General features: G+C 50.5%; 24 protein-coding genes. 10 read left to right on the top strand and 14 right to left on the bottom strand.

The genetic code is table 11. The features are described from left to right. Position 1: 1 nt before the first annotated feature. The 5 genes from E3E51_RS08685 to E3E51_RS08665 form a co-directional block, all read right to left on the bottom strand. A complete protein-coding gene (locus tag E3E51_RS08685) occupies positions 2-595 on the bottom strand; it encodes a hypothetical protein (RefSeq protein ID WP_167912735.1) in 594 nt (197 codons plus the stop codon). 66 nt (positions 596-661) lie between these two features. Continuing rightward, entirely contained in the window at positions 662-856 is a 195-nt protein-coding gene (locus tag E3E51_RS08680) for a TIGR04140 family protein (protein ID WP_240924299.1), read from the bottom strand. A 32-nt stretch (positions 857-888) separates the two neighbouring features. After that, the gene (locus tag E3E51_RS08675) at positions 889-2,271 is read right to left on the bottom strand and encodes an AAA family ATPase (protein WP_167912733.1); all 1,383 of its coding nucleotides are present in this window, start codon (positions 2,269-2,271) and stop codon (positions 889-891) included. 149 nt (positions 2,272-2,420) lie between these two features. Then, on the bottom strand, positions 2,421-3,392 hold the full coding sequence (locus E3E51_RS08670) for a TIGR00269 family protein (protein WP_167912732.1): 972 nt from the start codon (positions 3,390-3,392) through the stop codon (positions 2,421-2,423). A 148-nt stretch (positions 3,393-3,540) separates the two neighbouring features. Beyond that, the gene (locus E3E51_RS08665) at positions 3,541-4,674 is read right to left on the bottom strand and encodes a site-2 protease family protein (RefSeq protein ID WP_167912905.1); all 1,134 of its coding nucleotides are present in this window, start codon (positions 4,672-4,674) and stop codon (positions 3,541-3,543) included. Positions 4,675-4,779: 105 nt separating this feature from the next. On the opposite strand from E3E51_RS08665, the gene E3E51_RS08660 reads away from it, so the two are divergent. Then, positions 4,780-5,988, top strand: a complete 1,209-nt coding sequence (locus tag E3E51_RS08660) for a glycosyltransferase family 4 protein (RefSeq protein WP_167912731.1) — start codon at positions 4,780-4,782, stop codon at positions 5,986-5,988. After that, positions 5,972-7,186 carry a prenyltransferase/squalene oxidase repeat-containing protein gene (locus E3E51_RS08655; RefSeq protein ID WP_167912730.1) on the top strand — a complete coding sequence of 405 codons (1,215 nt, stop codon included), beginning with the start codon at positions 5,972-5,974 and terminating at the stop codon, positions 7,184-7,186. Before E3E51_RS08660 ends, E3E51_RS08655 begins: the two co-directional genes overlap by 17 nt. Before the next feature lie 15 nt (positions 7,187-7,201). Here E3E51_RS08655 and galU read toward each other — a convergent pair whose 3' ends face one another. Beyond that, the gene (gene galU / locus E3E51_RS08650) at positions 7,202-8,062 is read right to left on the bottom strand and encodes a UTP--glucose-1-phosphate uridylyltransferase GalU (RefSeq protein WP_167912729.1); all 861 of its coding nucleotides are present in this window, start codon (positions 8,060-8,062) and stop codon (positions 7,202-7,204) included. Continuing rightward, on the bottom strand, positions 8,059-9,342 hold the full coding sequence (locus E3E51_RS08645; RefSeq protein ID WP_167912728.1) for a UDP-glucose/GDP-mannose dehydrogenase family protein: 1,284 nt from the start codon (positions 9,340-9,342) through the stop codon (positions 8,059-8,061). The genes galU and E3E51_RS08645 overlap by 4 nt, the downstream gene beginning before the upstream one ends. Positions 9,343-9,403: 61 nt before the next feature. Here E3E51_RS08645 and E3E51_RS08640 point away from each other — a divergent pair, with 61 nt between their 5' ends. Further along, complete coding sequence (locus E3E51_RS08640) at positions 9,404-10,564, top strand: glycosyltransferase family 4 protein (RefSeq protein ID WP_167912727.1); 1,161 nt, start codon at positions 9,404-9,406, stop codon at positions 10,562-10,564. A 21-nt stretch (positions 10,565-10,585) separates the two neighbouring features. Here E3E51_RS08640 and E3E51_RS08635 read toward each other — a convergent pair whose 3' ends face one another. Both E3E51_RS08635 and E3E51_RS08630 read right to left on the bottom strand, forming a co-directional pair. Continuing rightward, a complete protein-coding gene (locus E3E51_RS08635; RefSeq protein WP_167912726.1) occupies positions 10,586-11,758 on the bottom strand; it encodes a glycosyltransferase in 1,173 nt (390 codons plus the stop codon). 16 nt (positions 11,759-11,774) lie between these two features. After that, positions 11,775-12,830, bottom strand: coding sequence for a glycosyltransferase family 2 protein (locus E3E51_RS08630; protein ID WP_167912725.1), 1,056 nt, complete (start codon positions 12,828-12,830; stop codon positions 11,775-11,777). Between the two features lie 70 nt (positions 12,831-12,900). On the opposite strand from E3E51_RS08630, the gene E3E51_RS08625 reads away from it, so the two are divergent. After that, positions 12,901-14,235, top strand: coding sequence for a glycosyltransferase family 4 protein (locus tag E3E51_RS08625; RefSeq protein ID WP_167912724.1), 1,335 nt, complete (start codon positions 12,901-12,903; stop codon positions 14,233-14,235). A 20-nt stretch (positions 14,236-14,255) separates the two neighbouring features. Beyond that, positions 14,256-15,218 carry a glycosyltransferase gene (locus tag E3E51_RS08620; RefSeq protein ID WP_240924308.1) on the top strand — a complete coding sequence of 321 codons (963 nt, stop codon included), beginning with the start codon at positions 14,256-14,258 and terminating at the stop codon, positions 15,216-15,218. Between the two features lie 2 nt (positions 15,219-15,220). Here the strand turns inward: E3E51_RS08620 and E3E51_RS08615 are convergent, their stop codons facing one another. Continuing rightward, complete coding sequence (locus tag E3E51_RS08615) at positions 15,221-15,859, bottom strand: class I SAM-dependent methyltransferase (RefSeq protein WP_206204533.1); 639 nt, start codon at positions 15,857-15,859, stop codon at positions 15,221-15,223. Positions 15,860-15,990: 131 nt separating this feature from the next. Between E3E51_RS08615 and E3E51_RS08610 the strand changes: the two genes are divergently transcribed. Continuing rightward, on the top strand, positions 15,991-17,292 hold the full coding sequence (locus E3E51_RS08610; protein WP_167912721.1) for a sulfatase: 1,302 nt from the start codon (positions 15,991-15,993) through the stop codon (positions 17,290-17,292). Here E3E51_RS08610 and E3E51_RS08605 read toward each other — a convergent pair. Further along, the gene (locus E3E51_RS08605) at positions 17,289-18,833 is read right to left on the bottom strand and encodes a flippase (protein ID WP_167912720.1); all 1,545 of its coding nucleotides are present in this window, start codon (positions 18,831-18,833) and stop codon (positions 17,289-17,291) included. The two genes, E3E51_RS08610 and E3E51_RS08605, sit on opposite strands and share 4 nt — an antisense overlap. Positions 18,834-19,197: 364 nt before the next feature. On the opposite strand from E3E51_RS08605, the gene E3E51_RS08600 reads away from it, so the two are divergent. Next, on the top strand, positions 19,198-19,998 hold the full coding sequence (locus E3E51_RS08600; protein ID WP_167912904.1) for a PIG-L deacetylase family protein: 801 nt from the start codon (positions 19,198-19,200) through the stop codon (positions 19,996-19,998). Here the strand turns inward: E3E51_RS08600 and E3E51_RS08595 are convergent. The 3 genes from E3E51_RS08595 to bgaS are packed head-to-tail and all read right to left on the bottom strand — an operon-like array spanning position 19,995 to position 22,110. Next, complete coding sequence (locus tag E3E51_RS08595) at positions 19,995-20,444, bottom strand: type II toxin-antitoxin system VapC family toxin (RefSeq protein ID WP_167912719.1); 450 nt, start codon at positions 20,442-20,444, stop codon at positions 19,995-19,997. The two genes, E3E51_RS08600 and E3E51_RS08595, sit on opposite strands and share 4 nt — an antisense overlap. Positions 20,445-20,447: 3 nt before the next feature. Further along, entirely contained in the window at positions 20,448-20,657 is a 210-nt protein-coding gene (locus tag E3E51_RS08590) for a hypothetical protein (RefSeq protein ID WP_058939642.1), read from the bottom strand. Continuing rightward, positions 20,638-22,110 (bottom strand): beta-galactosidase BgaS, encoded by a 1,473-nt coding sequence (gene bgaS / locus E3E51_RS08585; protein ID WP_167912903.1) that lies wholly within the window; start codon positions 22,108-22,110, stop codon positions 20,638-20,640. The genes E3E51_RS08590 and bgaS overlap by 20 nt, the downstream gene beginning before the upstream one ends. Before the next feature lie 207 nt (positions 22,111-22,317). On the opposite strand from bgaS, the gene E3E51_RS08580 reads away from it, so the two are divergent. Genes E3E51_RS08580 through E3E51_RS08570 form a run of 3 tightly spaced genes read left to right on the top strand, consistent with a single transcriptional unit; the run spans position 22,318 to position 26,214 of the window. Continuing rightward, entirely contained in the window at positions 22,318-24,237 is a 1,920-nt protein-coding gene (locus tag E3E51_RS08580; protein ID WP_240924298.1) for an ABC transporter substrate-binding protein, read from the top strand. 43 nt (positions 24,238-24,280) lie between these two features. Further along, positions 24,281-25,273, top strand: a complete 993-nt coding sequence (locus E3E51_RS08575) for an ABC transporter permease (protein ID WP_167912718.1) — start codon at positions 24,281-24,283, stop codon at positions 25,271-25,273. Positions 25,274-25,275: 2 nt separating this feature from the next. Beyond that, positions 25,276-26,214, top strand: a complete 939-nt coding sequence (locus E3E51_RS08570; RefSeq protein WP_167912717.1) for an ABC transporter permease — start codon at positions 25,276-25,278, stop codon at positions 26,212-26,214.

Here is a 26,214-nt window from a genome sequence, read left to right as displayed (position 1 = left end):
ATCACCGCTCTATTGCCCTGAATGCCGAGTGGAGGTAGAGCAGTACCGTCAGTGAAAAGCCAGTCGCCACCGCGAATCCCGCCCAGCTTGAGGCGCCGGCTTTCATCGTGAACGCCAGGGGCACGGCCATCAGCGGCACGAGGAACGAAGGCATCGACTCCATGTCCCTCGTCACGAGCGCCCACTGGCCTAGGAGGGATACGGCTATGAAGGAGAGAAGTCCCACCGCGAACCTGACGTCCGGGGAGGCGTCAAGGGCTGCCGGGACCGCCCACCATCCAACCACCGACCCAACGCCCCACGGGACTGCGATTTTCCACAGGGGGAAACCCCCGGTGCCCTTCCCTGATGCAGCGTAGAGATCGGCGAGCCTTTTGAAGACAGTCCCCGTCACCCAGAAGCCCGCGAGTATTGCGGCACCCCAGTACAGCGCGGCCAGGGTTCCAGGCAGCTCCACGGCACCGCTCACGACGTAGAAAAGGGACATCGCAAGGAGCCAGTAGACAAAGTTCATGGCCGCGTATATGCTGCCCGCCGCTATGAGCTTGCCCTCCACCCTCTCAAGGACGCTCTTGAGCTCTTTCATGTCCTCCATTCTCACCACCGGTATCCCCTTGGCGCTTCGTCTATTTATAACGTGAAGTTTCTCTGGAGTGCAGAGTTAGCCGCCCGCCCTCGCCAGGCGGAGCTTCTCCATGAAGCGCTCGACTTCCTCCAGGGGGCCTTCCACGAGAACCCGATTGAGGACTATCCCGTTCCTCTCAAGGGTTTCGAGGAGGGTCAGCCTGACGCTGGCCCCGCTCTTCCCCCTTATCTCCTCCAGCTCCTCAAAGGGCACCGCCGTCTCGATAATCAAGGAGGAACCTCCAGAGCGTTCAAAGGAAGATATCAGAGCATCAGTAGGAGGAGCTCCCTTGGCACAAACCATACACCGCCCTTCTTCTTCAAAGGCCCGTTATAGACCACGAGGCCGCAGGTTAATCCCGTCTTCTTCATGGTCTTGACGACCTGACGGACGCTCTTCCTTCCCCAGCCGACCTCGACCACGACTCCCCCCGCGTGCCCCTTCAAGATAAAGTCCGCACCGCCCCTTTGGGCATCATAGTGAAGCCCCAACTTCTTCTCCTTAGCAAGCAGGTGAAGATAAAGTGCTACGGCATCCTCAAGAAGCATGCCGAGCGTTTTTGAATCCCTTTCAAAGAGTCCAAACTCGTAAAGCACCGCGCTCCTGAGCATTGGTGCCAGAAACTTATACTTTGGAGTCTTTCGAGCGACTTTACCCAAAGAACCATAGGCCCTCACTGGAAAGATGACTTCAAGGTCCTCAAGCTTCTCAATCATCTTTTCCACAGTCGCCTTGGCGAGCCCCAAAGTTGAGCTCAGGTCATCGTACGCCAAGCTTTCACCGGAAGCAAGAAGGAGTAACAGGCCAAGGGCCTTTTCCCGTGTCGTCTCAGAGAGACCCTCGCGCACTAAATCAACTTCAACAACCTTTCTCAGTACTTCATAAGCATCTTCGAGTGGATTCCTGGAGGTAAGGTAAATGGGCAGCGAGCCTTGAATGAGGTAATCTTCAACGTCTTTTTCAGTGAACTTTAGCAGTACTCCCCCAAGCTTCTCCTCAATTCCTGAGAAATCACAGTTGAGAAATGCCAGCTTTAAAGCCTTACTGAGTTCTTCGGGGATTTGAATGCCCCGCTTGAGGAGCAGGTACTCGGTGAATGTAAGGGGTGGTACTCTAAGCTTCTTGGCCCTCCTCATCAAGTCGGGGTCAAGCTTGAGGGGGAGCGAAGAGGACCCAGTAACCACAATCATGAGATTACTTGCGGAGTCGTAAAGGTCCTTCACGGTAATCCCGAAGTTCTCATCATAGTGGGCTTCATCAACGAATAGGAAAGTCGGCCGGCTCAGCTCTTCAATCCTTTCACCGAGGAGACGCTCGTAGGCTTGAACAAAGTCATTCAGACTTATTCCCAACGGACGGAGCTTGTCGAGGGAGACGTAAACAAGTCTCTCCCTGGGAATTTGGGGGAGAAGCTTGAAATAGGTCTGAGCAAGCATGGTAGTTTTTCCAACACCACGAAGACCATAAAGAACCAAAAGTTTGTTCTCCCGGGTTTTGAGGAATAACTCGACTTCCTCTTCAAGCTCTATGAGGGGTTTCCTTTCAGGTCTTTTTTCTCCAGTTGGGGTAAACACGTACTTTCTAAGCCTTGCCTCGGCTGTTTCAATAGTCCTTCTCACAATGCTTTCCACAAGTTTTTCCTCCATACCCGCACCCAGTGTAGTTCATCATAGTAGGATAAAAAGCTATCGTTTTATGCTACTTAATTGATATTAAATACAAGAGAACTCGCTGTGGACGGCGAGGCTTGCAAGAGAGGTAGTAGACTCACTGAGCTTTGTCTCCTTAACCCTTGCTACCCAACCCTGAACGTCATCCCCTTCTCCCTCGCCTTCCTCTCGACCTGGAGGCGGAACTGGCAGGCCTTGCATATCTCCCCCGTCGTTGGCTGGCCGCATATCTTACAGCGGTTCAGCTCGCTCGTCCTCTTCGTGTAGGTCTTCGCTATCAGCGGGAAGAGCTTGTCGTAGCTCCTGAGAACCTGGTACTTTGTCCCAGGGTGCCTCTCCTCCATCTCGTTGAGCCAGTCGCGGATTTCCGCTCTGAAGGCCTCGACCGCGTAGGGGCACTCGCTGAAGTCCACCTCTATGCTGTTCAGAACCGCGTAGAGGACTATCTCCTTCTCCGGAATCTCGCGGAGGGGTTTTATCCTCGGGACAAGTTCCGGGTGGATTTCCTCGTAGTACGGCCCGGTTCTGCCCAGGCGTGCTACGTCTCCCCTCAGAACGTTCATTATGAACATCTGGACTTCGTCATCCAAGTTGTGGCCTACAGCCAACTTGTCGGCCCCGACGTCCTTCGCCGCGTAGTTGAGGAGCCAGCGCCTCCAGACGCCGCAGTAGGAGCAGGCACCGACGCGCTCGCCCTTTTCAAAGCTCCCCATTATCTCAACGGTCTCGTCGAGGGTGAACCCGATGTATTCCTTGAATGAATAAACGCGGTGCTCTACCCCAAGCTTCTCCGCGTTTCTCCTGGCTATCTCAACGCTTGGAGGCCTGTAGCCTGCTATGCCCTCGTCAATCGTTACCGCGACCAGCTCGAAGGGGAACTTCTCGCGGAGTTTAGCCAAAAGGTGCATGAGGACGACGCTGTCCTTTCCACCGCTGACTCCAACCGCTATCCTCTCGCCCTTCCCGATGAGGCGGTACCTCTTCACGGTCTCCTTGAACTTCTTCTCGACCATCTCGTTGAAGTGTTTGTGGCAGTAGTACCGTCCGGTGTAGCGCGCGTGGTAGACGGCTGGGCGACCGCACTTGGAACACTTCATGACCTCACCGGGGAAAGGTCGGAACACGATTTAAAAAGGTTGGTTCGGCGGGAGTGGATGCGTGCGGTGTTGCTGCATGCCGTGCACAACAACCTGCAGTGGATGGAAAACCTTCAAAAAAGAAAGGATTTGTCTCGCCGGGCTGGAATCAGCCGACCAGGTTCGCCAGCGCGGGCCACAGGTTGAGAGCCAGCAGGAACAGGCCGACGCCTATCGTGAAGTACCTCACGGGCTTTGCGACGCTCTCCGGAAGGTACGCCTTAACCACGTCGTCCAGCATCCTCCCTCCGTCGAGGGGCACCAGCGGGAAGAGGTTCATCAGCCCGATTCCGAGGTTGAGCACGTATATCCAGTAGAACGTGAAGAACAGAGGGAGTACTACGTTCTCGTGGCCGATCTTTGAGGTTACGTGCTGGGATGGATATATGCCGATGTAGCCCTTCTCCGGGTTGTCCGGGTGCGCGCCGAGCTTCAGCCGGAGGTTCAGCTCCTCCCCGTTGCGCAGGACTGTGAGCGTCACGATTTGGCCGGGTCTTGTGGTGTTCATGAATCTCATGAAGCTCCCTATGTCCATTATCCCTTCCCCGTCCATTGCGATTATAACGTCTCCCTGCTGGAGAACGCCGAAAGCTGGGCCGTCCTCAATAACCCCGGAAACGAGGATTCCCGCGGGCTGGAGAACGGGCGTTATGGCGAGGTTCACTATGAGGAGGGCTATCAGGGCGGTTACGACGTTCGCAAGGGAGCCGGCGCCGTAAACCCTCAACCTTGAGCGGAGCGGGGCCTTCTCAAGCTCCTCCTCGTCCGGCTCGACGAAAGCTCCTGGAATGACCGCGAGGAGAACCAGGCCCACCGATTTCAGCGGCAGGTTCTCGGCCCTGGCAACCACCCCGTGGCTCAGCTCATGGACTATCATGACGACGGCGAGGGCTATGAGGCCGTACCAGAGGGGGATCGTGACGCCGGGAATGACGAGCTGGACCCCCGACTGTTCGCCGCCGGTTTGGATGGTTCTCATTGCGGTCTTGAGAAGTGCGTAGAAGACGTAGGCCATTCCGGCAAATCCGAGGACTATTCCAACATCCGCGTAGACCCTCCAGAAGCGTTTGGCCTTCCCTGCGAGGCTGTCTATAAGCCCAAGCAGCCTCTTCGTTCTCCACATTGCGATGAACAGGTCAACGGTCAGGCCCTCTTCCTTCTCCTCCCTTCTACCGAAGAGGGCGTAGAGGATCACCCAGAATGCGGCGATGCCGGCGATGACTGCGATGAGTGTGCCGTTCATTTGGGTCACCTAATAGGGGCTTTCCGGCGGGGTTTAAAAATGTAGTGCGATTGGAGATAACCCTTATATTCTTGCTGGGATGATAACCTTCGGGAGGTATAATTAATGAAGGATGTGGCCCGTGGGTACGGCCTTGTCATATTTACCCAGGCTTTTCCTCCGGAGAAGGGGGGAAACGCGTCTCGTATGGGCGATTTGTACAAGTATCTAACTGCGTTTGGGGTTAATGTGACGGTTGTATCCGCGATTGAAACGTATCCTTTCGGTAGTTTTCCAAGGAAATTAATGCTGCATGAACGAAACGGGGATGTAATCAGGCTTTTTACTTATCAGCCTCTGGAAAATGCCTCGAATATTGGGAGGGCGCTGTATTACACGGTCTTTCCAATCCTGGCCAGTATATGGCTGGTTTTAAACAGGGAACTCGTGGATGTGGTTCTTGTCACCTCGCCCCCTCCCCAGATGTATCTCGTGGCTTTGATAGCGAAACTTTTGAAAAAAAAGGTTGTAGTTGATGTCAGGGATCTGTTTTTGGATGTTAGTGTTAGCCTCGGCTTCATAAAGCGGGGCGGCGTTGTTGAACGGGTTTTTAGGTTCATGGAGTCCAAGGCTTTGACTTCCGCGGATGCCGTGACAACCGTGACTCCGAGGATACGAAGGCAGCTATCGGAGACTTACGGGATGGAGGCTTCAAAATGTCATGTTGTATCCAACGGCGTTGATCTCAGCGTCTTCAAATGCGGTGCCGCCCGTCGGAATCCGCGGATGGTCTATGCCGGGTACTTCGGACATGCTCAGGACTTCGACACTTTCCTGGAAGGATACGCCATGGTTGATGAGGAGAACAGGATGCCCCTGATCCTTGCCGGCGGTGGCGAAACGCTCCGGGATGTGCTGGCAAAGGCTGAAGAACTCGGGCTGTCCGGATGGGTTGAATACGTTGGGATGCTCCCTAGGGAAGAGGTGGTTGGGCTGCTCTGTTCCTCCAGTATAGGGGTTGCCCCCATAAAGGCCGATGAAAGCTTAAAGTACGCGGTGCCCTCAAAGATATACGAGTACCTCGCGTGCGGCCTTCCGTTCGTTGGCGTTGGCTACGGGGAAATCGAAAGGGTTGCCAGAGAGAGCGGGGCGGGATGTGTTGGAAGAACGCCCCGGGAAGTGGCCCTGTGCATTAAGCGGCTCGCAAATTCCAACGGCCGGAAAATGGCCGTTAGGGGGCTGAAGTACATATCCAAATACAGTCGTGAAAACTCCGCCCGGAGGTTTTTAAAAGTTCTAAATCTGGTGAGGGGTGCTGATGGTGGAGGGACTTAACGGATACGTTCATTCGTTGCTCAACGAGGCGACGCGGCATCTCGTAGTCAATGATAGTATGGCTTACATTGAGGATCCGGTTTTTGACGTAATCAGAAACCGGGTTACTGCGGAGTACCTGAAGGCTGTTATCAGGCTGTATGGGGGCGAAAGGGCGGATTTGATAACCAAACTCGTGAACTTTCTTCTGTCGAGGCAGAATTCGAGCGGGTCATGGAACGAGATACATCCAAATTACAATCAGGAGTCGGCCCTTGTAACGTCCTTCGTGGGAGAAGCGCTCCTGATGGCGCTCCCGTACCTCCGGGAGGAGATGGGGGAGAGGGTGAGGGCATCTCTAAAGAGGGCCAGGGATTTTGTTCTTCTAAATGAGATTGAGGAGGGCTACTTTCGCAAGTCCACGCTTTACACCGCCGATTACCTCAACGTTGATGCTACCTGTGGGGCTTTTCTGGCACAGTATCACGATTCCACCGGGGACAAGGCTGCTCTGGAGGGAGCACTGCGGGCCGCGAAAAGGGTCTGCAGATTCCAGGAGGCAGATGGTTCGTTCCCGTACACGGTGAACTCGGGATCCGAGAAGTACCCCCTCAACGTGCCGTGCATTCATTATCAGGGTGTTACCCTGTACTACCTTTCGAAGATTCACGCGGTGACCCGGGAAAAATGGCTTGAGAAATGCCTCCTTCGGGGCGTTGATTGGCTTTCACGGGTTCAAAAATCCGATGGCAGATTTGACTGGTCAAGAAGCGGGCTTATGTTCGCTTATTATCTTACTGGAGCCTACGCATTTGGCATCGCCGCTTTTATCTATGCCTCGCAGTGGAGCAGGAAGTATATAGAGAACGCAGGGAGGTTGCTTCCTGTTTTGGCTGACAACACCCCCAATATCGTTCTCCGCTGGGAACGAGGGAGGTGGGGGGATTTTCCCAAGGACTTGCTTGTTTCGTTCAGGAGTGCTTGGCTCGGGAAATATCCATTTACCCATAGATTGTTCAGGCTCGGTTACGCTCTCTACCGCCAGGTGGCAAGGAGAAGGTTTTCTGAGGATGTTCGGGACGATGCGGTGTTTAACCTTCTGACCCGGCTCCTGGGAGTGAAAACCTCCACGATAGAGCCCTCCCGGAACTTCCCGGACATGTTCATGACGTCGGAGGTGCTGGACTGTTTGAGCTACACCCTGAGGCTTAGTTATTGACCAGCTCCTCAAGTTTCATCGCTGTTTTGTGAGATACCTGGCAACTTCCTCCCTCAGGTCTTCCCGGGTAAGGCTTATTTCAATGTTCGCCCGGATGAATCCCGCCTTGCTTCCAACGTCGTATCTCTTTCCCGTAATTCTCTTTGCAAACATCTCCCGCCCCTTTAAGAGGGCTCCGAGGGCGTCGGTGAGCTGTATCTCGCCCCCTTTTCCGGGGGATGTTTCTTTGAGGGCGTCGAAGACATCCGGTGTTAGAACGTATCTCCCGATTATTGCGATGTTGCTCGGTGCTTCCTCCGGCGATGGCTTCTCTACAAGGGCCCTTATCCTGTAGAGGCCGTCTTCGACTTCTTCCCCATCCACGATTCCGTATCTGCCCACGAGTTCAAAGGGAACCTCCTCCACGCCAATAACCGCCGCGTCCCTTCTTCCGGCGACTTCCATCAGTTGGCCTATCGCGGGGTTCTGGCTTATTATGATGTCATCACCAAGGAGAACTGCAAATGGCTCCCCGTTCACGTGCTTCTCGGCGTGGAGTATCGCATCCCCCAGCCCAAGGGGCTTTTTCTGACGGACGTAGTAGATGTCGACCATCTCGCCTATCTCTTCAATCTGCTTGAGCTCGTCAACCTTGCCTTTTTCTCTCAGGTAGTATTCCAGCTCAAAGCTCCTGTCGAAGTAATCCTCTATAGCACGCTTTCCCTTTCCCGTAATGATGAGGATATCGTCGATACCGGCCCTGATGGCTTCTTCGACCACGTAATGGATAACCGGACGGTCAACTATTGGAAGCATTTCCTTGGGCATTGATTTTGTTATTGGGAGCATTCTGGTGCCGAGTCCGGCCGCGGGGATAACGGCTTTTCTGACCCTCACCAGCACACCCCCTCGTAGACTTCGGCCGTTTCCTCTGCCTTTCTCACGCGCCTGCCGTCAATGACGATCTTCCCCGAATAATCGATTTCCTCGAACTCCCTCCATTCGGTGACTAGCAGTACAACATCGGTGGCTCTGAGGACGTCCTCGGCGGACTCAGCGTACGCAATTTTTTCTCCAACGTCGGGATAGAATCGCTTAAAATTCTTCATTGCCTGGGGGTCGTAAGCTATGACTTCAGCCCCTTCTTCGAGGAGCTTTTTAATGACGGCGTAGGCTCTCGTTTCCCTCACGTCATCCGTGTCCGGCTTGAATGCCAAACCGAGGACTCCGACGGTTTTCCCCCCAAGCTCCGGAACGTGCTTCATGAGGAGTTCGATGAGTTTAAGCGGCTGCCTCTCGTTCACCTCCACGGCGGCCTTCAGTATTACCGGCTCTTCCCCAATTTCTTCGGCTTTGTTGATGAGTGCCCTCACGTCCTTTGGGAAGCACGAGCCGCCCCAGCCTATTCCCGTCCTGAAGAAGTGCGGGCTGATTCGGTGGTCGAGGCCGACGCCCTCGAAGACCTTCCACGAGTCAATGCCGAGCTTTTTGCAGATGTTCCCAATCTCGTTGGCGAAGCTGATTTTTGTTGCAAGGAACGCGTTTGAAGCGTACTTAATCATTTCAGCGGTCTTGATGTCGGTGAAGAGCTTGGGAGCGTTTATGGGGGCGTAAAGCTCCTCCAGGGCCCGCTTCGTTCGCTCATCCTGAACGCCTATCACTATCCTGTCAGGGTTGAGGAAGTCCCTCAACGCAACGCCCTCGCGGAGGAATTCGGGGTTCATTGCCAAACCAAAGTCTTTGAAGGCTTTTTTGCCCGATTCATCTTCAAGTATCGGCTTGACGACGTTTTCGGTGGTTCCGGGGAGAACGGTGCTCTTGACAACGACAGTGTGATAATCGCTCTTTTCACGGAGAACCTTTCCGATTTCCCTTGATGCCTGCTCGATATAGGTTAGATCAATCGAGCCGTCTTCTCGCGAGGGTGTTCCGACGCAGATGAAAGTGACTTCAGAGTTGAGAATCGCCTCGCGGTAATCGTTAGTTGCGCGGTAGCGTCCTTTAAATTCCTTCATTAGCTCGTCTAAGCCTTCCTCGTAGATTGGTGGTTCCGCGTTGTTTATCATGCTGATTTTTCCCTCGTCAACGTCCACGAAAATAACTTCGTTTCCGAGCTTAACGAACCCCATGCCGGTAACGAGGCCCACATAGCCGGAGCCAATGACCGAAACCTTCATAATCCCACCATGAGGAGAATATTGAGGAGTTAATATAAACTTTGAGTCTTGGTGGGACTACATGAAGCGGCCTAGGGTGGTAATGACCCTCTCAAATCCATTTAAAGTTGATCCGCGAGTCTATAAGGAAGCCCTTACCCTGGTTAACGGCGGATACGATGTTACAATTCTCGCGTGGGACAGGGAGGGAGTTCATCCTTTGAGGGAGACGGTGGATGGTATTAACGTTGAGAGGATACGGGTTAGGGCGAAATATGGTTCCATTATTGGGTTTGTTGTTGCCCTCCCCCTGTTTTACCTGGCCGCGCTTATCCGTCTGCTTAAGATGGATTTCGATGTGATACACACTCACGATTTTGATACGGCCCCGCTGGGGGCGTTGATAAAGCTTCTGCGGGGCAAACCGTGGATTTTTGACATTCATGATATATACTTCACCCGCATCTCCCTCTTGAAGGAGCGACCGTCCCTGGGAATTTTTCAGCGGATTCTGATGAAACTGGAGATTCTGCACGCGAAGTTTGCCGATGTTGTTGTAGTGGTCACGAGGTCCCTTGGTGGGGAGTATGAGGGGTTTAAGGAGTTCTATGTAGAGCGCGGGGTTCCGCCCGATAGGATTAAAATTGTGTGGAACACCCCCCGCGCCTCCATGTTTCTGGACTACCCGCGTTTGGGCCTAAAGAAATCCTCCAAGTTTACAATCGGGTACATTGGATCGATTAGAACAGTTTCAAACTTTGTCCCCCTATTTGAGCTTGCAAAAAAGCGGGGATACAAGCTCCTTTTTGTGGGGAGCGGAAAGTCCAAAGAGGCCGTTGAGAGAATAGCCCGCGAGGAGTTCCCCGAAGTTGATGTCGAATTCACCGGCGGTGTCCCCTATGAGCTGATACCCAACTACTATCGTCTCTGTGACGTTTTGTACTCCTACTTTCCGCCCACTGAGAACGTGAAAAGGACGATCACGGTAAAGGTCTTTGAGAGCGCGTTCTTGGGAGTGCCGGTTATCGTCAATGCCGAGTCCCTGATGGAGGACTTTGTGAGGCTGAATAACTGTGGGGTTGCCATTAAAGAGCCCTCCAAGGGGGAACTTGAAAGGGCGATTGATATCGTTCGGGAGTTCAAATTCAGTCCTAAGAAAATACGCCAAAAGTGGGTTTGGGAGGCGCAGGAGGGACTTATTCTATCAATTTATGGGAGATTGATAAAACGGGCAACTGGATGATTCAGTTCATAAGGCTCCAGTCTATGAATCTCCCAGTGCGTTTTTTAATACGGTCCTCAGTGATGCCCTCATTCGCGAGAAGCTGTAGTTTCTCAGAAACTTTTTCCGGGCCTTTAGCCCGAGGGAAGTTATCAGCTTGGGATTATCCAGAAGGTAAACCAGTGCCTTGGAGAGTTCACTCGCCATGTGTCTTTGATCACTCGGGATTATAATGCCCGCGTTGTTGAGGATTTCCGGGATATCCGACACATTGGTGGATATGATCGCCTTGGACATTGCCATGGCGTCAAACAGTTTTGCCGGAAGCTGTCCCCTGGCGGATTTTGATTCGATTTGGGGAATCACGTAGATATCGGCGGCGGATACAACTTCGGGTATCTTGGAAAACGGAATGTATCCAATAAATTTGACCCTGTTGGCTAGGATTTTCCTTGCCAGTGTTAGGATCCTCTGCGAGTAGACATCCCGGCCAATGCCCGCTATTACCAGCATTGGGTCGTTTCTCTCGGCCAGTTTTCCCTCTCTAAATGACAGTATCAGCTCTTTTACCCCCTTGTGGGGCCGGGGGGTTCCAAAAAACATCACGACTGTCTTGTCGGTGGGCAGTCCGAGTTTCTCTTTAGCTGTCTCGGGGGGATATTTTTTTGGATTAAACTTCTCTTCGTCCCGTGTGTGCCATATAATGGTCCCACCAAACTTTCTCTTGAGAAAGGAATTTGACACGGTTTTGGGAACGTTTATGGTTTCTGCGATTTTATCCAGCACGTATGAGTCGGGGAGGGCCTTAAAATAATTGTGCGGGCCGGGGAATTGATACCACGGGAGGTATCCTTTTTTGATGGAGTCGACTACGAAAGCCAAGTCCCAATCGTCTATATCAATGACCACGGGCACATTGTTCCGGCTTTTCACTATTTCCCATATTCCGAAGCTCGTGAGCAGGGGTTTTGAAACGTAGATTACATCGCTGGACATGTTCTCCGCCAGGTATTTCACGTATGAAAAGAGTGTTCTTGTCTTTATCGGTACCAGGGTTATGTTATCGTTGGTATCCCTCAGGGGAGGCCATATATCCCCTCCCAAAACCGGGCCGACTATCTCAACCTCGTTTTCGGGGCTGAGCAGCTGTCCGAGTAGATACGCCCTCCCCAATGCGTTTGATGACATATTCGGGGTGAGTATTGAGATTTTCATGAGTGTCACCCGATTTTTAGAGATACTTCACCCTGCGATAATCCGAACGTAGCCTCCTCATTGCCTCATGGAGTCCCCAGTAAATGTTCACTGGGGGAGCCGGGTTTATTCTCAGCAGGTACTTTAGAAAGCTGCCGTCTGAAACCGTTACGACAAAAATAATTAGGAGAAATTTATCGAAAAGACGCCCATATCTAAAGATTGTTACAATCATATTCCTCCAGAATTTCTTTGAAATATTTAATCTAATGCTTTTGGATTTATTAGTTGTTGCACCTCTCTTGTGGTAAACAACGGCATCCGGTACGTAAAGGCCCGGCCAGCCAAATTTATTTGCTCTCCAGGAGTATTCCGCATCCTCATAATTGGTTCCAAATGTCTCATCAAAAAGCCCGATTTGGAGTATCATCTCTGTATTGTACAGCGCGGCTGCCGCTATTGCACCCATCACCGGTTCTTCCTTATCAAATTGACCCTCATCCAAGGTACCCTTTCCCCTGTCCACTATTCTTACTCCTCCAAGGACATGACCGGCGGAATCTATTATCCGCGGATTGTGGTATTTCACAACTTTCGGGCTGACTATGCCGATGTTGGTGTGGTGCTCGGCACGCTCTGTGAGGATGTTGAGGAAATCTCTGGCTACTACGGTGTCATTGTTCAGCAGCATTATATACTTGGGTTCCAGGATTGAGGCGGCAAATTTCATGCCTACGTTGTTGCCCCCAGTAAAGCCGTAGTTGTCTCTGTTTTTTATAATGATCAATCGTCTGTCCGGGTCATATTTGTCATAGAGGGGCCTGTTAAATTTCCCCTGGAGTGCCTCCTCCTCACTGAGCTCAAAAATTTTGATTGGTTTGTTCTCCGGGTTGTAGTCAAAGAATTTTGATTTGACTTTTAGTTTCCCCCGGGCGTATTCTTTGATTTTTTGTATTGATTCATCGTGGGATGCGTTGTCAACAACGATGACGTCGTAGTTGGGATAATCTATTCTGTACACTGATTCTAGGCATTCCACTGTGTCCCGCCAGCCGTTCCAGTTGAGGATGATGATAGAGACACGTGGAAACATTGGATCCCCTAAATTTTAAAGCCCTAAGACGCTCTTAAATCTTTAGGGTGTGCATAGGCGGTGATGCTAGGTGAGAATCTTACAAGTGGTTCATAGCTTTCCGAGTATTAGGCGTGCGGGAGTAGAACTCTATACGTACTACCTTTCCAAAGAGTTGGCAGAGAAGCATGAAGTCCATATTCTTTATCCGATATTTGAAAAAAAATCTAAAAAAGAGCTATGGGTCCGAGATAAGTATGAAGATGGGTTATACATTCATGAAATTGTTTTTCCTACTCGATTTATAGATAAACTTAAACGTCTCATTAACTCCATGTTTATTGAAAATACTTATTTAAACTCCAGAATAGATCCTCTTTTCGAGAATTTACTTGATGAAATAAATCCTGACATAGTTCATTTTCAGCATGTAATTGGATTGTCTGCTTCTTTAATCAAGATTTCAAAACAAAAAAATGTGCCGACTGTCCTAACTCTCCATGATTACTGGTTCATGTGCCCCACCACTAACCTTCTTAGATGGGACTATTCTCTGTGTAATGGACCCTATCCCAAGAGATGTCAGCTATGCTGGTCTAAAAAGCATTCTGAAGCTCTCGCGGAATCACTTGCAAAGTTCTATATTCCTATTCCAAAGTCTCTAACGTTGAGACCCCTCGAAGTGACTTTAAGGGCGTTAAATTCTCCAACAAAATTTGAACAAAGGGAGTGCTATCTGAAGTCCCTACTGTTGATGGCCGATAAAATAGTCACCCCATCACAATTCCTGATGAGCATATTTACCAAATATGGAGTTCTATCAGATAAAATAATTTACTCTGAGAACGGATATAACTTAGAAATCTTCAAAGGATTTAGAAAAAAGAAAAAGGACACAGACAAGATGATCTTTGGATTCGCTGGGAGTGTTACTCCTATAAAAGGTGTTCACATATTGATTGAAGCTTTTTTGAAAGTGCCTGAGGAGAAGGCCGAGCTGAGAATCTATGGGGGGTATAATTCGAACTCACCTTATGTTCGGGAGCTCTTCAAAAAAATACAGGGAAAGTCTAATATTCATTTTTTGGGTAAATATGAAGATCCTAAAGTGCCTTTTTCTGAGATAGACGTTTTAGTGTTTCCCTCAATTACATATGAGAACTGTCCATTAGTATTAGCTGAAGCGCGTGCAACTAGAACTCCAGTAATTGCATCGAACTTAGGTGCCATTCCAGAGTTCGTTGAAAATAATAGAGTGGGATTCCTTTTCAAGCCTAACGATCCAAGTGATCTGCATGAAAAGATTATGTACCTCATAGAGAACCCCAATCTGATAACAAAATTTAAGAAAAATATAAAACTCCCAAAGAGCATTAGTGAGCAGGCTAATGAGATTGAAAGGATATATATGTCTTTAGTTACATAACGGTTCATTCGGTGGAATCCATGTCAAAGCCCCTTGTGAGTATAATAACCCCCACATACAACCATGAGAAATATATTAGCGAGTGCATTGAGAGTGTTCTCTCTCAAACTTACCCTCACTGGGAGATGATAATAATTGATGATGGGTCAACGGATAGAACTCCCGAGATTGTTCGTAGATATGTGGAGTCTGATGACAGAATACATTATCTCAGACAGAAAAATAAGGGGATATGGAGCCTAAGAAAGACATATAATAGAGCCTTAAAGTTTGCTGATGGTGAGTTAATTGCTATTCTTGAGGGAGATGACTTTTGGCCGGATCATAAATTAGAGCTCCAGATTGGAGCTTTTAAAGATCCTGATGTAGTTTTAAGCTGGGGCAAGGCAGGAATCGTTAATGAAGACGGAAGCTTACGGGCTGTTTGGGATATCTCCGAGGATTTAATCACAAGTGACCATAATCATATTTTCCAGCAACTCATATTTAGGGATTTTATTCCCGCAGTTACTGTGATGATCAGAAAGGAAGCTTTGCTAAGTATTGGTGGATTTAAGCAGCCATTAAATCTCCCGTATGTGGATTATCCTACATGGCTTGAACTTGCTACTATTGGAAAATTCCGCCCAGTTAATCATATTTTAGGATATTGGAGAAGACATGAAAGTCAAGCAACTGTGAAATATTTTGAAACAATGACTGTCAAGGCGAGGGTTTATGCTCTGTACTTTTTTAGGAGCCTGCCTACAAATATTAAACAAGCAATAAAGATATCCGAGATGGATATCTTCAAACATGGACTATCCGTTGATTATTTAAATTTGGGGAAGTTTGAACTTAATTTAAACAAATTTGAGAATGCAAAGGATTGCTTTATGATAGCCCGGGATTTTGCATCATTCAGAATTGAATTGGTGGCTACATTATTTCTCATATATGCACAACTCCGTAAATATTATTATAGAATATTCAGCTCTCACTAACGTTACACGATGGACTTATGCAATACTTTGGCATATATCCCTAGCTTGATTTTCCTTAATATAGGCATATCCTCTACACTTACTATTCTATTTGTCCTTTTACCGAGAATTATAGAGTAGAGTTGGATATTAGATAAATCCACAGGCTTCCATCTTTTTGGTTTTCTTGCTTTTAAAAAGACTCCCGGAGCTTCTGGATCATTTTTTAGTTCTATTATTTCAAAATCTGCAAATATTCGCTTCATATCATCTATTTCGTATCTCCAGAAGTCATATGGATAAGCATGATACGGAAATCCATATGATCTTGTTGTTATATATATCACCCCATTGGGTTTCACAGCTCTTTTAATATTGTTAATTACTAATCTCCAATCCTTAACGTGTTCGAGAACTTCTGTGGAGATAACAGCATCAAATGAGTTCTCTCCAAAGTAGTTAACTATTTCCTCAGCCGGAAGGATTAAATCTACATATCTTCCTGGTTGTATATCTATCCCAATATATTCTCTTGGGGAATAACATCGCTGTATAAGCGGTCTAACACTTCCATTTTCATATCTACTTCCTACTTCGAGTATCTTTTTTCCTTCGAATTCATGAGACTGCATAGTTTCTATGATAAACTCTACGACGCTCATATGACACATTTCTAAAGCCCCCCGAATACATTTAGCCTGGGCTTATATATTTTTCTTTCTCCTGTTAGGTTTGTGTTAACCGAAATATTAATATCCCCAAACCACAATGCTTATCCCGTGAGGGTTCAGTAATGTTCAAAAATGTGATCCTAATAACAATTGATAGTCTTCGGGCTGATCATTTAAGTCCATACAATTATCCTATCGAGACCCCTAATATAGATAAACTAGCATCACAAGGAATACTCTTTAAAAATGCATATGCAAATAGTCCGGGCACTCCAAGCTCTTTCCAAGCTATCTTAACTTCAACTTATCCGACTATGTATGGTGGATATGGATATATGTCAAAATTCCGACCGTATTTACCTAATATTCTAAAATCTGCTCTTGGTGATTCTATCTATACAATTGGAATAGTCTCAAATCCCTATTTAAGTCATTACTATGGATATAATAGAGGATTTGACTTTTTCTATGATGGATTAAATGAGTCCTCCGACAATTTAATTCAAAAGGGTGTACGGTTTTTGAAGCATCTGTTACAACCTTCTCCTTATCCTGTAGGTTCTACTTTGAACAAAATTGCTAAAAAACAGATACATCACGCTAAAAATACAAATAGACGAATTTTCATGTGGATTCATTATATGGATGTCCACTTCCCATACTTCTACAAAGACAAATTGAAGAATCTTCTGCTCAGAAAGAAAATTCACCTGGCTAATTCTTATATTCTTAAGGTGGTATATGGGGAGATGAATAGTATTCCAAAAGATATATTGGACCAATTGATTATCCTTTATGATGAAGGTATCCTAAGAGTAGATAAATATATTGGAGACCTAATATCCTTCTTAGAGAAAGAAAAACTATTAGAGGACACACTGGTAATACTGACTGCAGATCATGGTGACGAGTTTATGGAACATGGTGGATTAGGACATACACCTAAATTGTATAATGAGCTTCTTCACATTCCATTAATTTTAAGCAATCCTTCTTTAACTAATAGACAGATTACAAAGCGAGTTGACCAGTTGGATATTTCTCCTACCATTTGTGAAGTTTTGGGATGTGCTAAAAATAAAAAATGGTTGGGACAATCTCTTTTGGGTATTTCTGAAGATAAACTTGTTATTAGCGAGGTGGCAAATACATCAATATCTGATAAAGTAGATCTGAATGAATGGAGAATCTCTATTATTGATGATAAATGGAAAGCTCATTATTATGCGAGAACAAGGGAGATAGAACTGTATGATTTAGAGAAGGATCCTCAGGAGAAAATAAATGTAGCTAAAAGATTCAAAAAAACCTCTCTGAGTTTTAGAGAGGTTTTTCAAGAGCACATGACTATGGTTAGAGGAACTTGGTCCCACATCTCACTTAAAAAAGCCATCAAAAATCTCAAACTCAAAGGCAAAATCTAAACGAACCTCCTTAGCACTCTTTTTATTATCCTTAGATCAATTCCTAGCCTTTTCTCTATCGCCAGCAACAGCTCCACGTCCTCCTTATCAATGCTCCTGCTTATGAGAACCAGCAGGAAGTAAACGATTAGGAACAGTACCAGAATCAAAACCGCGTACCAGATGCTCGGAACCTCCAGCTTAAGGCCGCGAATTATTCCTAGCAGGAGAAAGCTTATAATTAAGGGCTTAATGTAGTTCGGGCTAAAGGGATGGATTCTTGTTCTCTGGTACAGTCTTACTGAACTTAAGATATTACCAATGACATAAGAAACAGCCGTTGCCGTTGCAGCTCCTTCAATACCATACTTTGGAATCAGCAGAATGTTAAGCAGGACGTTTAAGCTTGTCGTGACTAGGTTACTTACCAAGATAACCCTGCTATCCCCAAGCACTACTAGGTTCAGTCCGTTCAGCCCGAGGAACGTATGGAACATAAAGCCAAGCGCCAAAATCTGCAGTGGTAACGTTGCCTCCAAATACTTGCTTCCAAAGATGAACCTAATAACGGCCTCAGGGAAAAGAAACATCACGCTGAATATTGGTAAGGTGAGCATAAAAATCCATTTTGTGAGAATTTGATAAACCCGCTTCATTTCCTCCAGTTTTCCCTTAGCGTAGAGGCTGCTTGCCATCGGCGAGTACAGAAACGCGGCCGAGTTCAGAAACAGCGGGATTAACCTTGCCAGAGGAGTGGCCGCGTTGTATATCCCAACGATCTCTGAGCCTTTGTAATAGCCTAGCATCAGCGTGTCTGTCCAGTTCATGATAAACGAGAGTATTCCAGTAAACATAAGAGGAATGGAAAACGCTATGAGATGCTTTCCCAGGCTTGGGTCAATTGAAATCTTAAGGTTGAAAAGTCCGAGTCTCTTAACTTCAAAAACGAGAAGCGCAAAGATTGAAAACTGGGCCAGCACGTACATCTGAAATATCCCTGAAAACGGGAGATTTAGGACTATGAGCGCAACGACAGCTGAGACCCAGATTATGGGATAGATTATATTTCTGAAATAGACTCTCTCTCTAACCCTCCCAAATCCTTGCGTCACTGATAATATTATGCCAGTCAGAACTGTAAACGGAAGTGCGAGGCTTATCACTTTTAGGGCATCCTTTAGAAGCAGGTAAGAGGACTCGGTTCTCGTCAAGGCATCCGCTATTTCAGGCCTTGAGAGTATTATTGCAGCGACCGTTAGAACGCTACTTATGGCAACTAGCGATAAAGCTGTTGATATGAGGGTGTCTACCCTATCCGGCTCCTTTTCCCTGTAAAAGGCCACCTCTCTAGGCAGGGAGCTAGTAATTCCTAGCGTGGCTATGGTTGAGCCAATGCCTATTACAGTTAGGGCAAGATTAAACACCCCGTATTCGAGAACCGTGTAGTGTCTTGCTATCAGCGTCCTGCTGATGAAACCGAGTAGCATCGATATAATTGTCCCAGCAAAGATTATCCCTGTCCCCCTGGCTATTCTGTGGAGTGCTTGATTTACTTCATCCATCTCGATCCCCGATTTGATGGTTTTTGACCCTATAAACTTATTTGGAACTGAGGGTTTAAGTTTTTACATTTTTCTTTCTCCAAGCCTCGCCGTTCACCGCGGGGATGCAGTAAACAGCCAGCTGGCCTTTAAGCAGAAAGCGGCACTCTTCTAAAGCCTAAAAACCAAAACCGAGCTATCTCAAGGAGGACGTGAAGAGGAAGCCTTTAATCCTCCTCAGGAACGACCAATACAAGCAGGGGAGGAGGTCAGTTCCTCAACATCCGGGGAGGCATCTTCAACCGAGCAGTTATATCTTCTGCTAAACTTATAACTACCGCCATATTTATAAGTGCTGGCGTACAACGTTGAGGCGGTGTTGGCGATGTTCGAGGACATCGATAACTTTGATGAGGCCTTTGAAAAGCTCCTCGAAGAGCTTGAATTCGACCTCTCGAATCCATTTGAGGAAGTCGAAAAGGTTCTGTGCATCGAGCCCCACCCGGACGACTGCGTCATAGGCCTTGGCGGAACGATAAAGAAGCTGACCGATGATGGAATAGAGGTCCTCTACGTCTGCATGACCGACGGCTCAATGGGAACCCTTGACGACGACCTGAGCTCCCACGAGCTTGCTCTCATCCGGAGGCGCGAGGAGGAAGAGAGCGCGGGGATGCTCGGCGTCAAAAGGATAATCTGGCTCGGTTACAGGGACACTGAGCTCCCCTACACGAGGGAGGTCAGAAAAGACCTGGTAAAGGTAATCCGCGCTGAAAAGCCCGACGCGGTTCTCGCTCCCGACCCCTGGCTCCCCTACGAGGCGCATCCAGACCACAGAAGGGCGGGCTTTCTGGCCCTCGACGCCGTGGCCTTCTCCCAGCTCCCCAACTTCGGGAGCACGGACGCGGCGGCCGGCCTGAAACCCCACCAGGTCGAGGTCTTCGGCTTCTACTACACGGCGAGGCCAAACTATTTCGTTGATATCACTGACGTCATGGAGCTGAAGCTGAGGGCGATACGGGCCCACAGAAGCCAGTTCACCGATGACGTCTGGGAGAAATGGGAGCCCTTCCTGAGAACGGTGGCGCTCTACTACGGTAAAAAGGCGGGGGTGAAGTACGCCGAGGGGCTGCGCTTCATGCCCGGCATGTTCCTGCACATAACGCCCTTCGCGGAGCTGATTTAGCCCAGCTCCATCTTTACCATTATCTCAAGTTCTCCCAGGAACTTTTCCAGGGGCATCGTGTCCAGGCCGAACTGCCTGATGCATTCGTACCTCTTGGGGTCGTCCGTGACGAGCAGACTGCCCGTGCAGATTGCCGTTGCGGCGGTGAGAATGTCCTCAAGGTCGAGCATCTTTCCCTTCTGAAGGAGCTGGGCCTCTATCTGGGCGGCTTTGACGAGTATCTCATCGCTCAGGGGGACTATCGTGTAGATGTCCCGCAGTACCTCCAGCTCCCTCTCGACGTTTTTCTTAAGGTACGCCCGAACCGAGAGGTAGCGGTAGAGCGTGATTACTGAGAGGGATACCGTGAACTTGGCCAGCGTTATCTCCAGCTGTCTCTTCCTGCCCGCGGTATGCATCCTGAGGAGCGTCCGGCTGTCGAAGGTTATCTCCGATGGGAGCGGCATGCTTCAACTCCCCTTCTTCTTTTCGAGCAGGTTGATGAGCATCTCGGCCTCTTCGTCGTCCATTATGACGTTGTCAACCTTCTTGTCGAGCTCGACGAGGTGCCAGGTCTCTATGAGCTTCTGGAGCACCTCATCGTAGGAGCGGGCCTCAAGCTTGTCCTTGAGGAGCTTTATCTTCTTCCAGGTGCTCTCATCAACTGCTATCGTTTTCATCTCCCAACCCCTCCGTGACGATTCTCCTATACGTCTCCACGCTCTTTCTGCGCGGGATTCTCTCCTTGGTTATCAGGTCGACCTCGTAGAGGCCGAAGCGTATCTTGAACCCCATCGCCCACTCGTAGTTGTCAGTCAGCGCCCAGTGGAAGTAGCCCCGGACGTCGGCGCCGTTCTCAATCGCCCTGAACAGCTCCCTCACGTGGCTGACTATGTACCGCGGCCTCAGTATGTCCTTGGAGTCCGCCACCCCGTTCTCGGTTATGTAGACCGGCTTCCCGTACTCCGCGGCTATCATCGTCGAGTCGTATATACCTTTCGGATAGACCTCCCAGCCGAAGTCGCTGGTTGGATTGTTGTCGGGCGAGACCCCCATCGGGTTTCCGGAATAGCCATAGCCCTCCGCTCCGACAAAGCTTACCATGGGCAGCTCCTTGAACTTCGGCTCGACCCACTTAACAACCTCCCTGGTGTAGTAGTTGTTCCCTATCCAGTCGTTTCTGGCCAGGTGGTTGATTTTAACCCCCTCCCAGTTCAGTTCCAGGTCCACCCTCCCCTCGTTCAGGGCATCGAGGAAGAGCCTGTTGTGGAAGTAGTCGTAGTTTTCAGCCGCTTTGACGTCCCGCTCGTCCCTCGGGTTCAGGGGATAGGCGGGGATTATGTTGAGGATTATCCCCACCGGCGCCTTCGAGAACTCCTTTATCGCATCGTATGCCCTTGCATGTGCCACCATCTGGTGAATTATAACCTTCTTCGCCGCGTTGGGGTTTAGTATCCCGGGCGGCCAGCCGACGTAGGGGGCGAGGTAGCCGAGCTCAACGGTAACCATCGGTTCGTCGAAGGTGGCCCAGAAATCCACCAAATCGGAGAACTTCCACGCAACGTACGCCGAGAACTTAACGAACTCGACTATGCTCTCCTCGTCAGCCCAGCCCCTGGCCCTCGCTCCCTCGAAGTCCCTCCTCACCTCGATGGGGTTGTGGAGCCACACGGGCAGGGTCTGATGGTTGAGCGTCACGAAGGTCGAGAAGCCGAGCTTTTTGAGGTTCTTCAGCACGGCCCGATAGTGGGCGACCTCTGAACGGTTGGCCAGTCCGTCGAGTTCCTCTAGGGCTTCCTTCTTGAGTTTAACGCGCTTTATCAGGCCGTAGGAGTCCCTCTCAACCTCGGCATCGACGCCGAAGGTCGGGCACGGGAAGATTCTGCTCCACTCTATCGTGAGCTGGTAGGCGTTCAAACCCATGTCCTTGGCGAGCCTGTGGTCGATTTCGTAAAGTTCATAATTGTTTATGCCGTCCTCGGGCAGATCGCCGCTGACGAGGTCGTTCTTGATGTTGAAGGGGTCGCGAACCCACTGCCACCAGTCGCTCCTTGCGTCTATGTTCCGCCTGAGCGGATCGCCCATCTCGAACTGAAAGGCCGACTGAACGACGCCCCAGTAAAATTCTTCCATCGGTTCCACCTGGGCATTTATAGATTTTGGTGTTTTTATAATTTTCCTACTCGCGCTGCCGTGACGCTGTGGTGCGGCAGCTGCGCTCACCGTTCCTGTTCTTCCGGACGTTTATGTGCATTGTATACCCATCCTGTTCACCAAAAAGCTTATATAGATTTCCCCCATGTTATAAAATTGACATTGTTTATAATGAGGTGGGAAACTATGAAAAAGTACCTCACCCTTGCCCTGGTGGCTCTTCTGCTTGGGAGCTTAGCCGGTTTTGCAAGCGCCGCCGAGGAGAAGGGTCCAGCCAACTTTGGCAACTATTACAACGCCAAGGCCAACGAGCTCCTTAAGGCCCTCGCAACTACCTCCGATGAGAACAAACAGGTCGAGTACCTGAAGGAGCTGACGAAGATATGGCTCCAGGACGTTCCTGCCGTTCCCGTTTACACGGGTACGGTCTTCTACGAGGCCAACACCAAGTACTGGAAGGACTGGCCCAACGAAAAGAACCCCTACGGTGTCCCGATATTCTGGGCGGGCTTTGGAACGTGGGGAACCGCACTCGCGCTCCTGGGCGTCAAGCCGACGGGCGTTCAGGACAACGGCGGCGGTGACTTCCCGAGGCACGAGACGATATACACCGCCAACAGCGCTCCCCCGACCAGCGCCAACCCCTTCCAGGGTGGCAACATAATCGGCATCGATGGCCTCGTTTTTGAGCCCCTCTTCATGCTGAACTTCATGACGACGGAGCTGAAGCCCTGGCTCGCCGAGAGCGGCACCTGGGTGAACGGCAACACCTTCGAGGTCAAGCTCAGGGACGGCCTTAAGTGGCAGGACGATCAGCCTCTGACGGCCGAGGATGTGAAGTTCTCCTTCGAGTACTACGAGAAGCTCGGCCTCAAAGACTGGGGTTCCATCGGTCTCAAGGAGGTGAAAGTCGTTGATGACAGAACGGTTGACTTTGTTTTTGAGGGTAAACCCAACGTCTGGGCCTGGAGGAGCAACCTCTACTCCGTTCTCATCATCCCGAAGCACGTCTTCGAGAGCCTTGACCCCGAGAAGGTCAAGACCATGACATTCACCGGCGATGACAAGAAGTACCTCGTCGGTTCCGGAGCTTACAGGCTCAAGGAGGTCGTCCAGCAGCAGAAGTCCATCCTTGAGAGGAACGACGACTGGTGGGGGGCGAAGTACTTCCAGAAGCCCGCCGCCAAGTACATCATCCAGCTCTACGTTTCGAGCAACGACCAGGCCGCCAACATGTTCCTCAAGGGCGACCTCGACGTCGCCACCTACTACATGGACATCGCCGAGCTCAAGAAGCAGAACCCGAACATCGTCAGCTGGCTCGACACCGAGCCCTACTTCCCGCCCGTCGTTCCGGTGGTTCTCTACTTCAACACCCAGCGCGAGCCCCTCAACAACCCCGAGGTCAGGAAGGCGATAGCCATGGCCATCAACCCGCAGCAGATCGTCCAGCAGGGCCCGATAAGCGCCGTCCCGGACCAGACCCCGCTCGGACCCATCATGCAGGGCTGGAAGGAGAAGATAGGCGCCAAGGACCTCATCAACGAGTACGGCTGGAAGTACGGGGACATAGCCGACGCGATAAAGATACTCGACAAGCTGGGCATCAAGGACACCGACGGCGACGGCATCAGGGAGTACAACGGAAAGCCCCTTGAGCTTCACTTCGTAACCTGCTCCGGCTGTTCTGACTGGATACAGGCGGGCGAGATTATAGCCAACCAGCTCAAGCCCCTCGGAATCAAGGTCGTCATAGACAAGGGCGACTGGACCAACTTCTTCATGCAGAAGCTCAACGGCGGCGACTTCGACCTCGCGCTCCACTGGGCCGGAACCTTCAAGCCCGACCCGTACAGCGTCTACTACAGCCTGATGTACAACGAGAACCCGCCGGCCACGCCGACCCCGACGACAACCACGACGACCAGTTCACCGAGCCCGACCACCACTACCACGCCCTCGACCACCTCACCGACGACCAGCAGCCCGAGCACTACCTCATCGAGCTCGCCCACCACAACCACATCCGGCGGAGGTAGCACCTGCGGTCCGGCCGCCTTGGTGCTGCTGGCGGCTGTGCCCCTCCTTCTGAGGAGGAGGCGCTGACGCTTTTTCTTCCTTTTGACAGTTTATAACGGGAGGGAAAGCAATGGGGTTCAGGAAGTATCTCGCCAGGAAAACCCTCGTTTACGCGATAACTTTCCTGTTCGCGGTTACGCTCAACTGGCTCCTGCCCAGGCTCATGCCCGGCAACCCTATAGAGGCCATGATAGAATCAAACCTCAACCTTGCCCCCGGCGAGAAGGAGATACTGATTAAATTCTACGAGGAGCTTTACGGGCTCAACGAGCCCCTCTGGAGGCAGTTCGTGAACTTCTGGGTCAGGCTCTTCCACGGGGACCTGGGCTACAGCCTCCTCTACAAGGCCCCCGTATGGGATTTAATCAAGCACGCCCTTCCCTATGATATCGCCATCCTCCTCCCTGCCATAGCGCTCAGCTGGCTGGTCGGAAACTGGCTGGGCGCGATAGCGGGTAAGAATAAGAAGTACGACCGCTACATGATGCCCGTTTTCTACTTCCTCGCGAGCATGCCCTACTTCTGGTTCGCCATGCTCCTCGTCTACTTCGTCGGGGTCAGGGCCGGATGGCTCCCCTACCAGGGCGCCTACGACCCTTCCCTGCTCCCCAGCTTCTCGTGGGAGTTCATAAAGAGCTTCATCTCCCACTGGATACTCCCCTTCCTGAGCCTGTTCATAGTCATGATAGGGAGCTGGGCCATAGGAATGCGCAACATGATAATCTACGAGCTTGAGGCCGACTACGTCCGCTACCTTGAGGCACTCGGCGCGAGCGAGAGACTGATGACCAGCCACGCCTACAGGAACGCCATACTGCCTCAGGTCACCGGTCTCGCTTTACAGCTCGGCCTGATGGTTGCCGGAGCCATAGCGACGGAAATAGTCTTCAACTACCCGGGGATAGGCATACTCCTAATGAACGCGGCGCTGAGCCAGGACTACTTCCTGCTCCAGGGCGCGTTCCTCATGGTCGTAATCTCGGTTCTCGCGGCGAACTTCATCATAGACATAGTCTACGCCTTCATCGACCCGCGCGTCAGAACGAGCTACACGGAGGGTTGAAGATGGCCAGGGAGAGCAGGCTCTACAAGTTAAAACTCGCAATGAGGAACAACAAGTTCCGCTTCGGCTTCGGGGTACTCCTGTTCTTCGTGGCGTTCGCCATAGTCGGGCCCATGTTCACCGTGTTCTCCAGCGATGGCCTCTACTACGAGACCATACCCGGAACGAACATCACGGTGGCGACGTACTCCGCCAAAACGCTCCCGCCGATGACCCACGAGAACCTTACGACATACACTGGCAACCAGGTTGAGGTCCTCCACATCCTCGGAACCGACAAGCTCGGAAAGGACCTCTACGCCCTCCTCGTCTACGGTCTGAGAACGAGCCTCTGGGTGGCGGTGCTGGCTGCGGTGATTGGAACCGCACTCGGAATTACCATAGGCTTCATCGCGGGCTACAAGGGCGGGCTGACCGACGAGCTGCTCATGATGTTCGTCAACATAATGCTGGTCATCCCGTCGATAGTGCTCCTGATACTGGTCGCGGCCTACCTCGAAGCCAGAAGCCCCGAGGTTCAGGCGCTCATCATAGGCCTAACCGGCTGGCCGTGGGTGGCCAGGGCAGTTCGCTCCCAGACCCTCTCGCTGAAGAACCGCGAGTTTGTGAACCTGGCGCGGATAGTCGGCCTCAGCGACCTCAGGATAATCTTCGAGGAGATAATGCCCAACATGATTTCCTACATCTTCATGGTCGGAATCCTGCAGTTCAGCGGCGCGATACTCGCCTCGGCGACGCTCGACTTCATAGGCCTCGGCCCAACGACGGCGGTATCGCTGGGAACGATACTCCAGAAGGCGATAGCCCACAACGCCCTCCAGTTCGGCTGGTGGTGGTGGTTCATCCCGCCCGGGCTGATAATCACCCTCATCATCACAGCGTTGTTCTTCATCAACCTGGGCATGGAAGAGGTGTTCAATCCGAGGCTGAGGAGGGAATGA

The organism is Thermococcus sp. 21S7 (assembly GCF_012027615.1).
In the GTDB taxonomy this organism is placed as follows: domain Archaea; phylum Methanobacteriota_B; class Thermococci; order Thermococcales; family Thermococcaceae; genus Thermococcus.
Note: the sequence above shows the minus strand (reverse complement) of the source record. Positions and strands in the feature narration are given on the sequence as shown.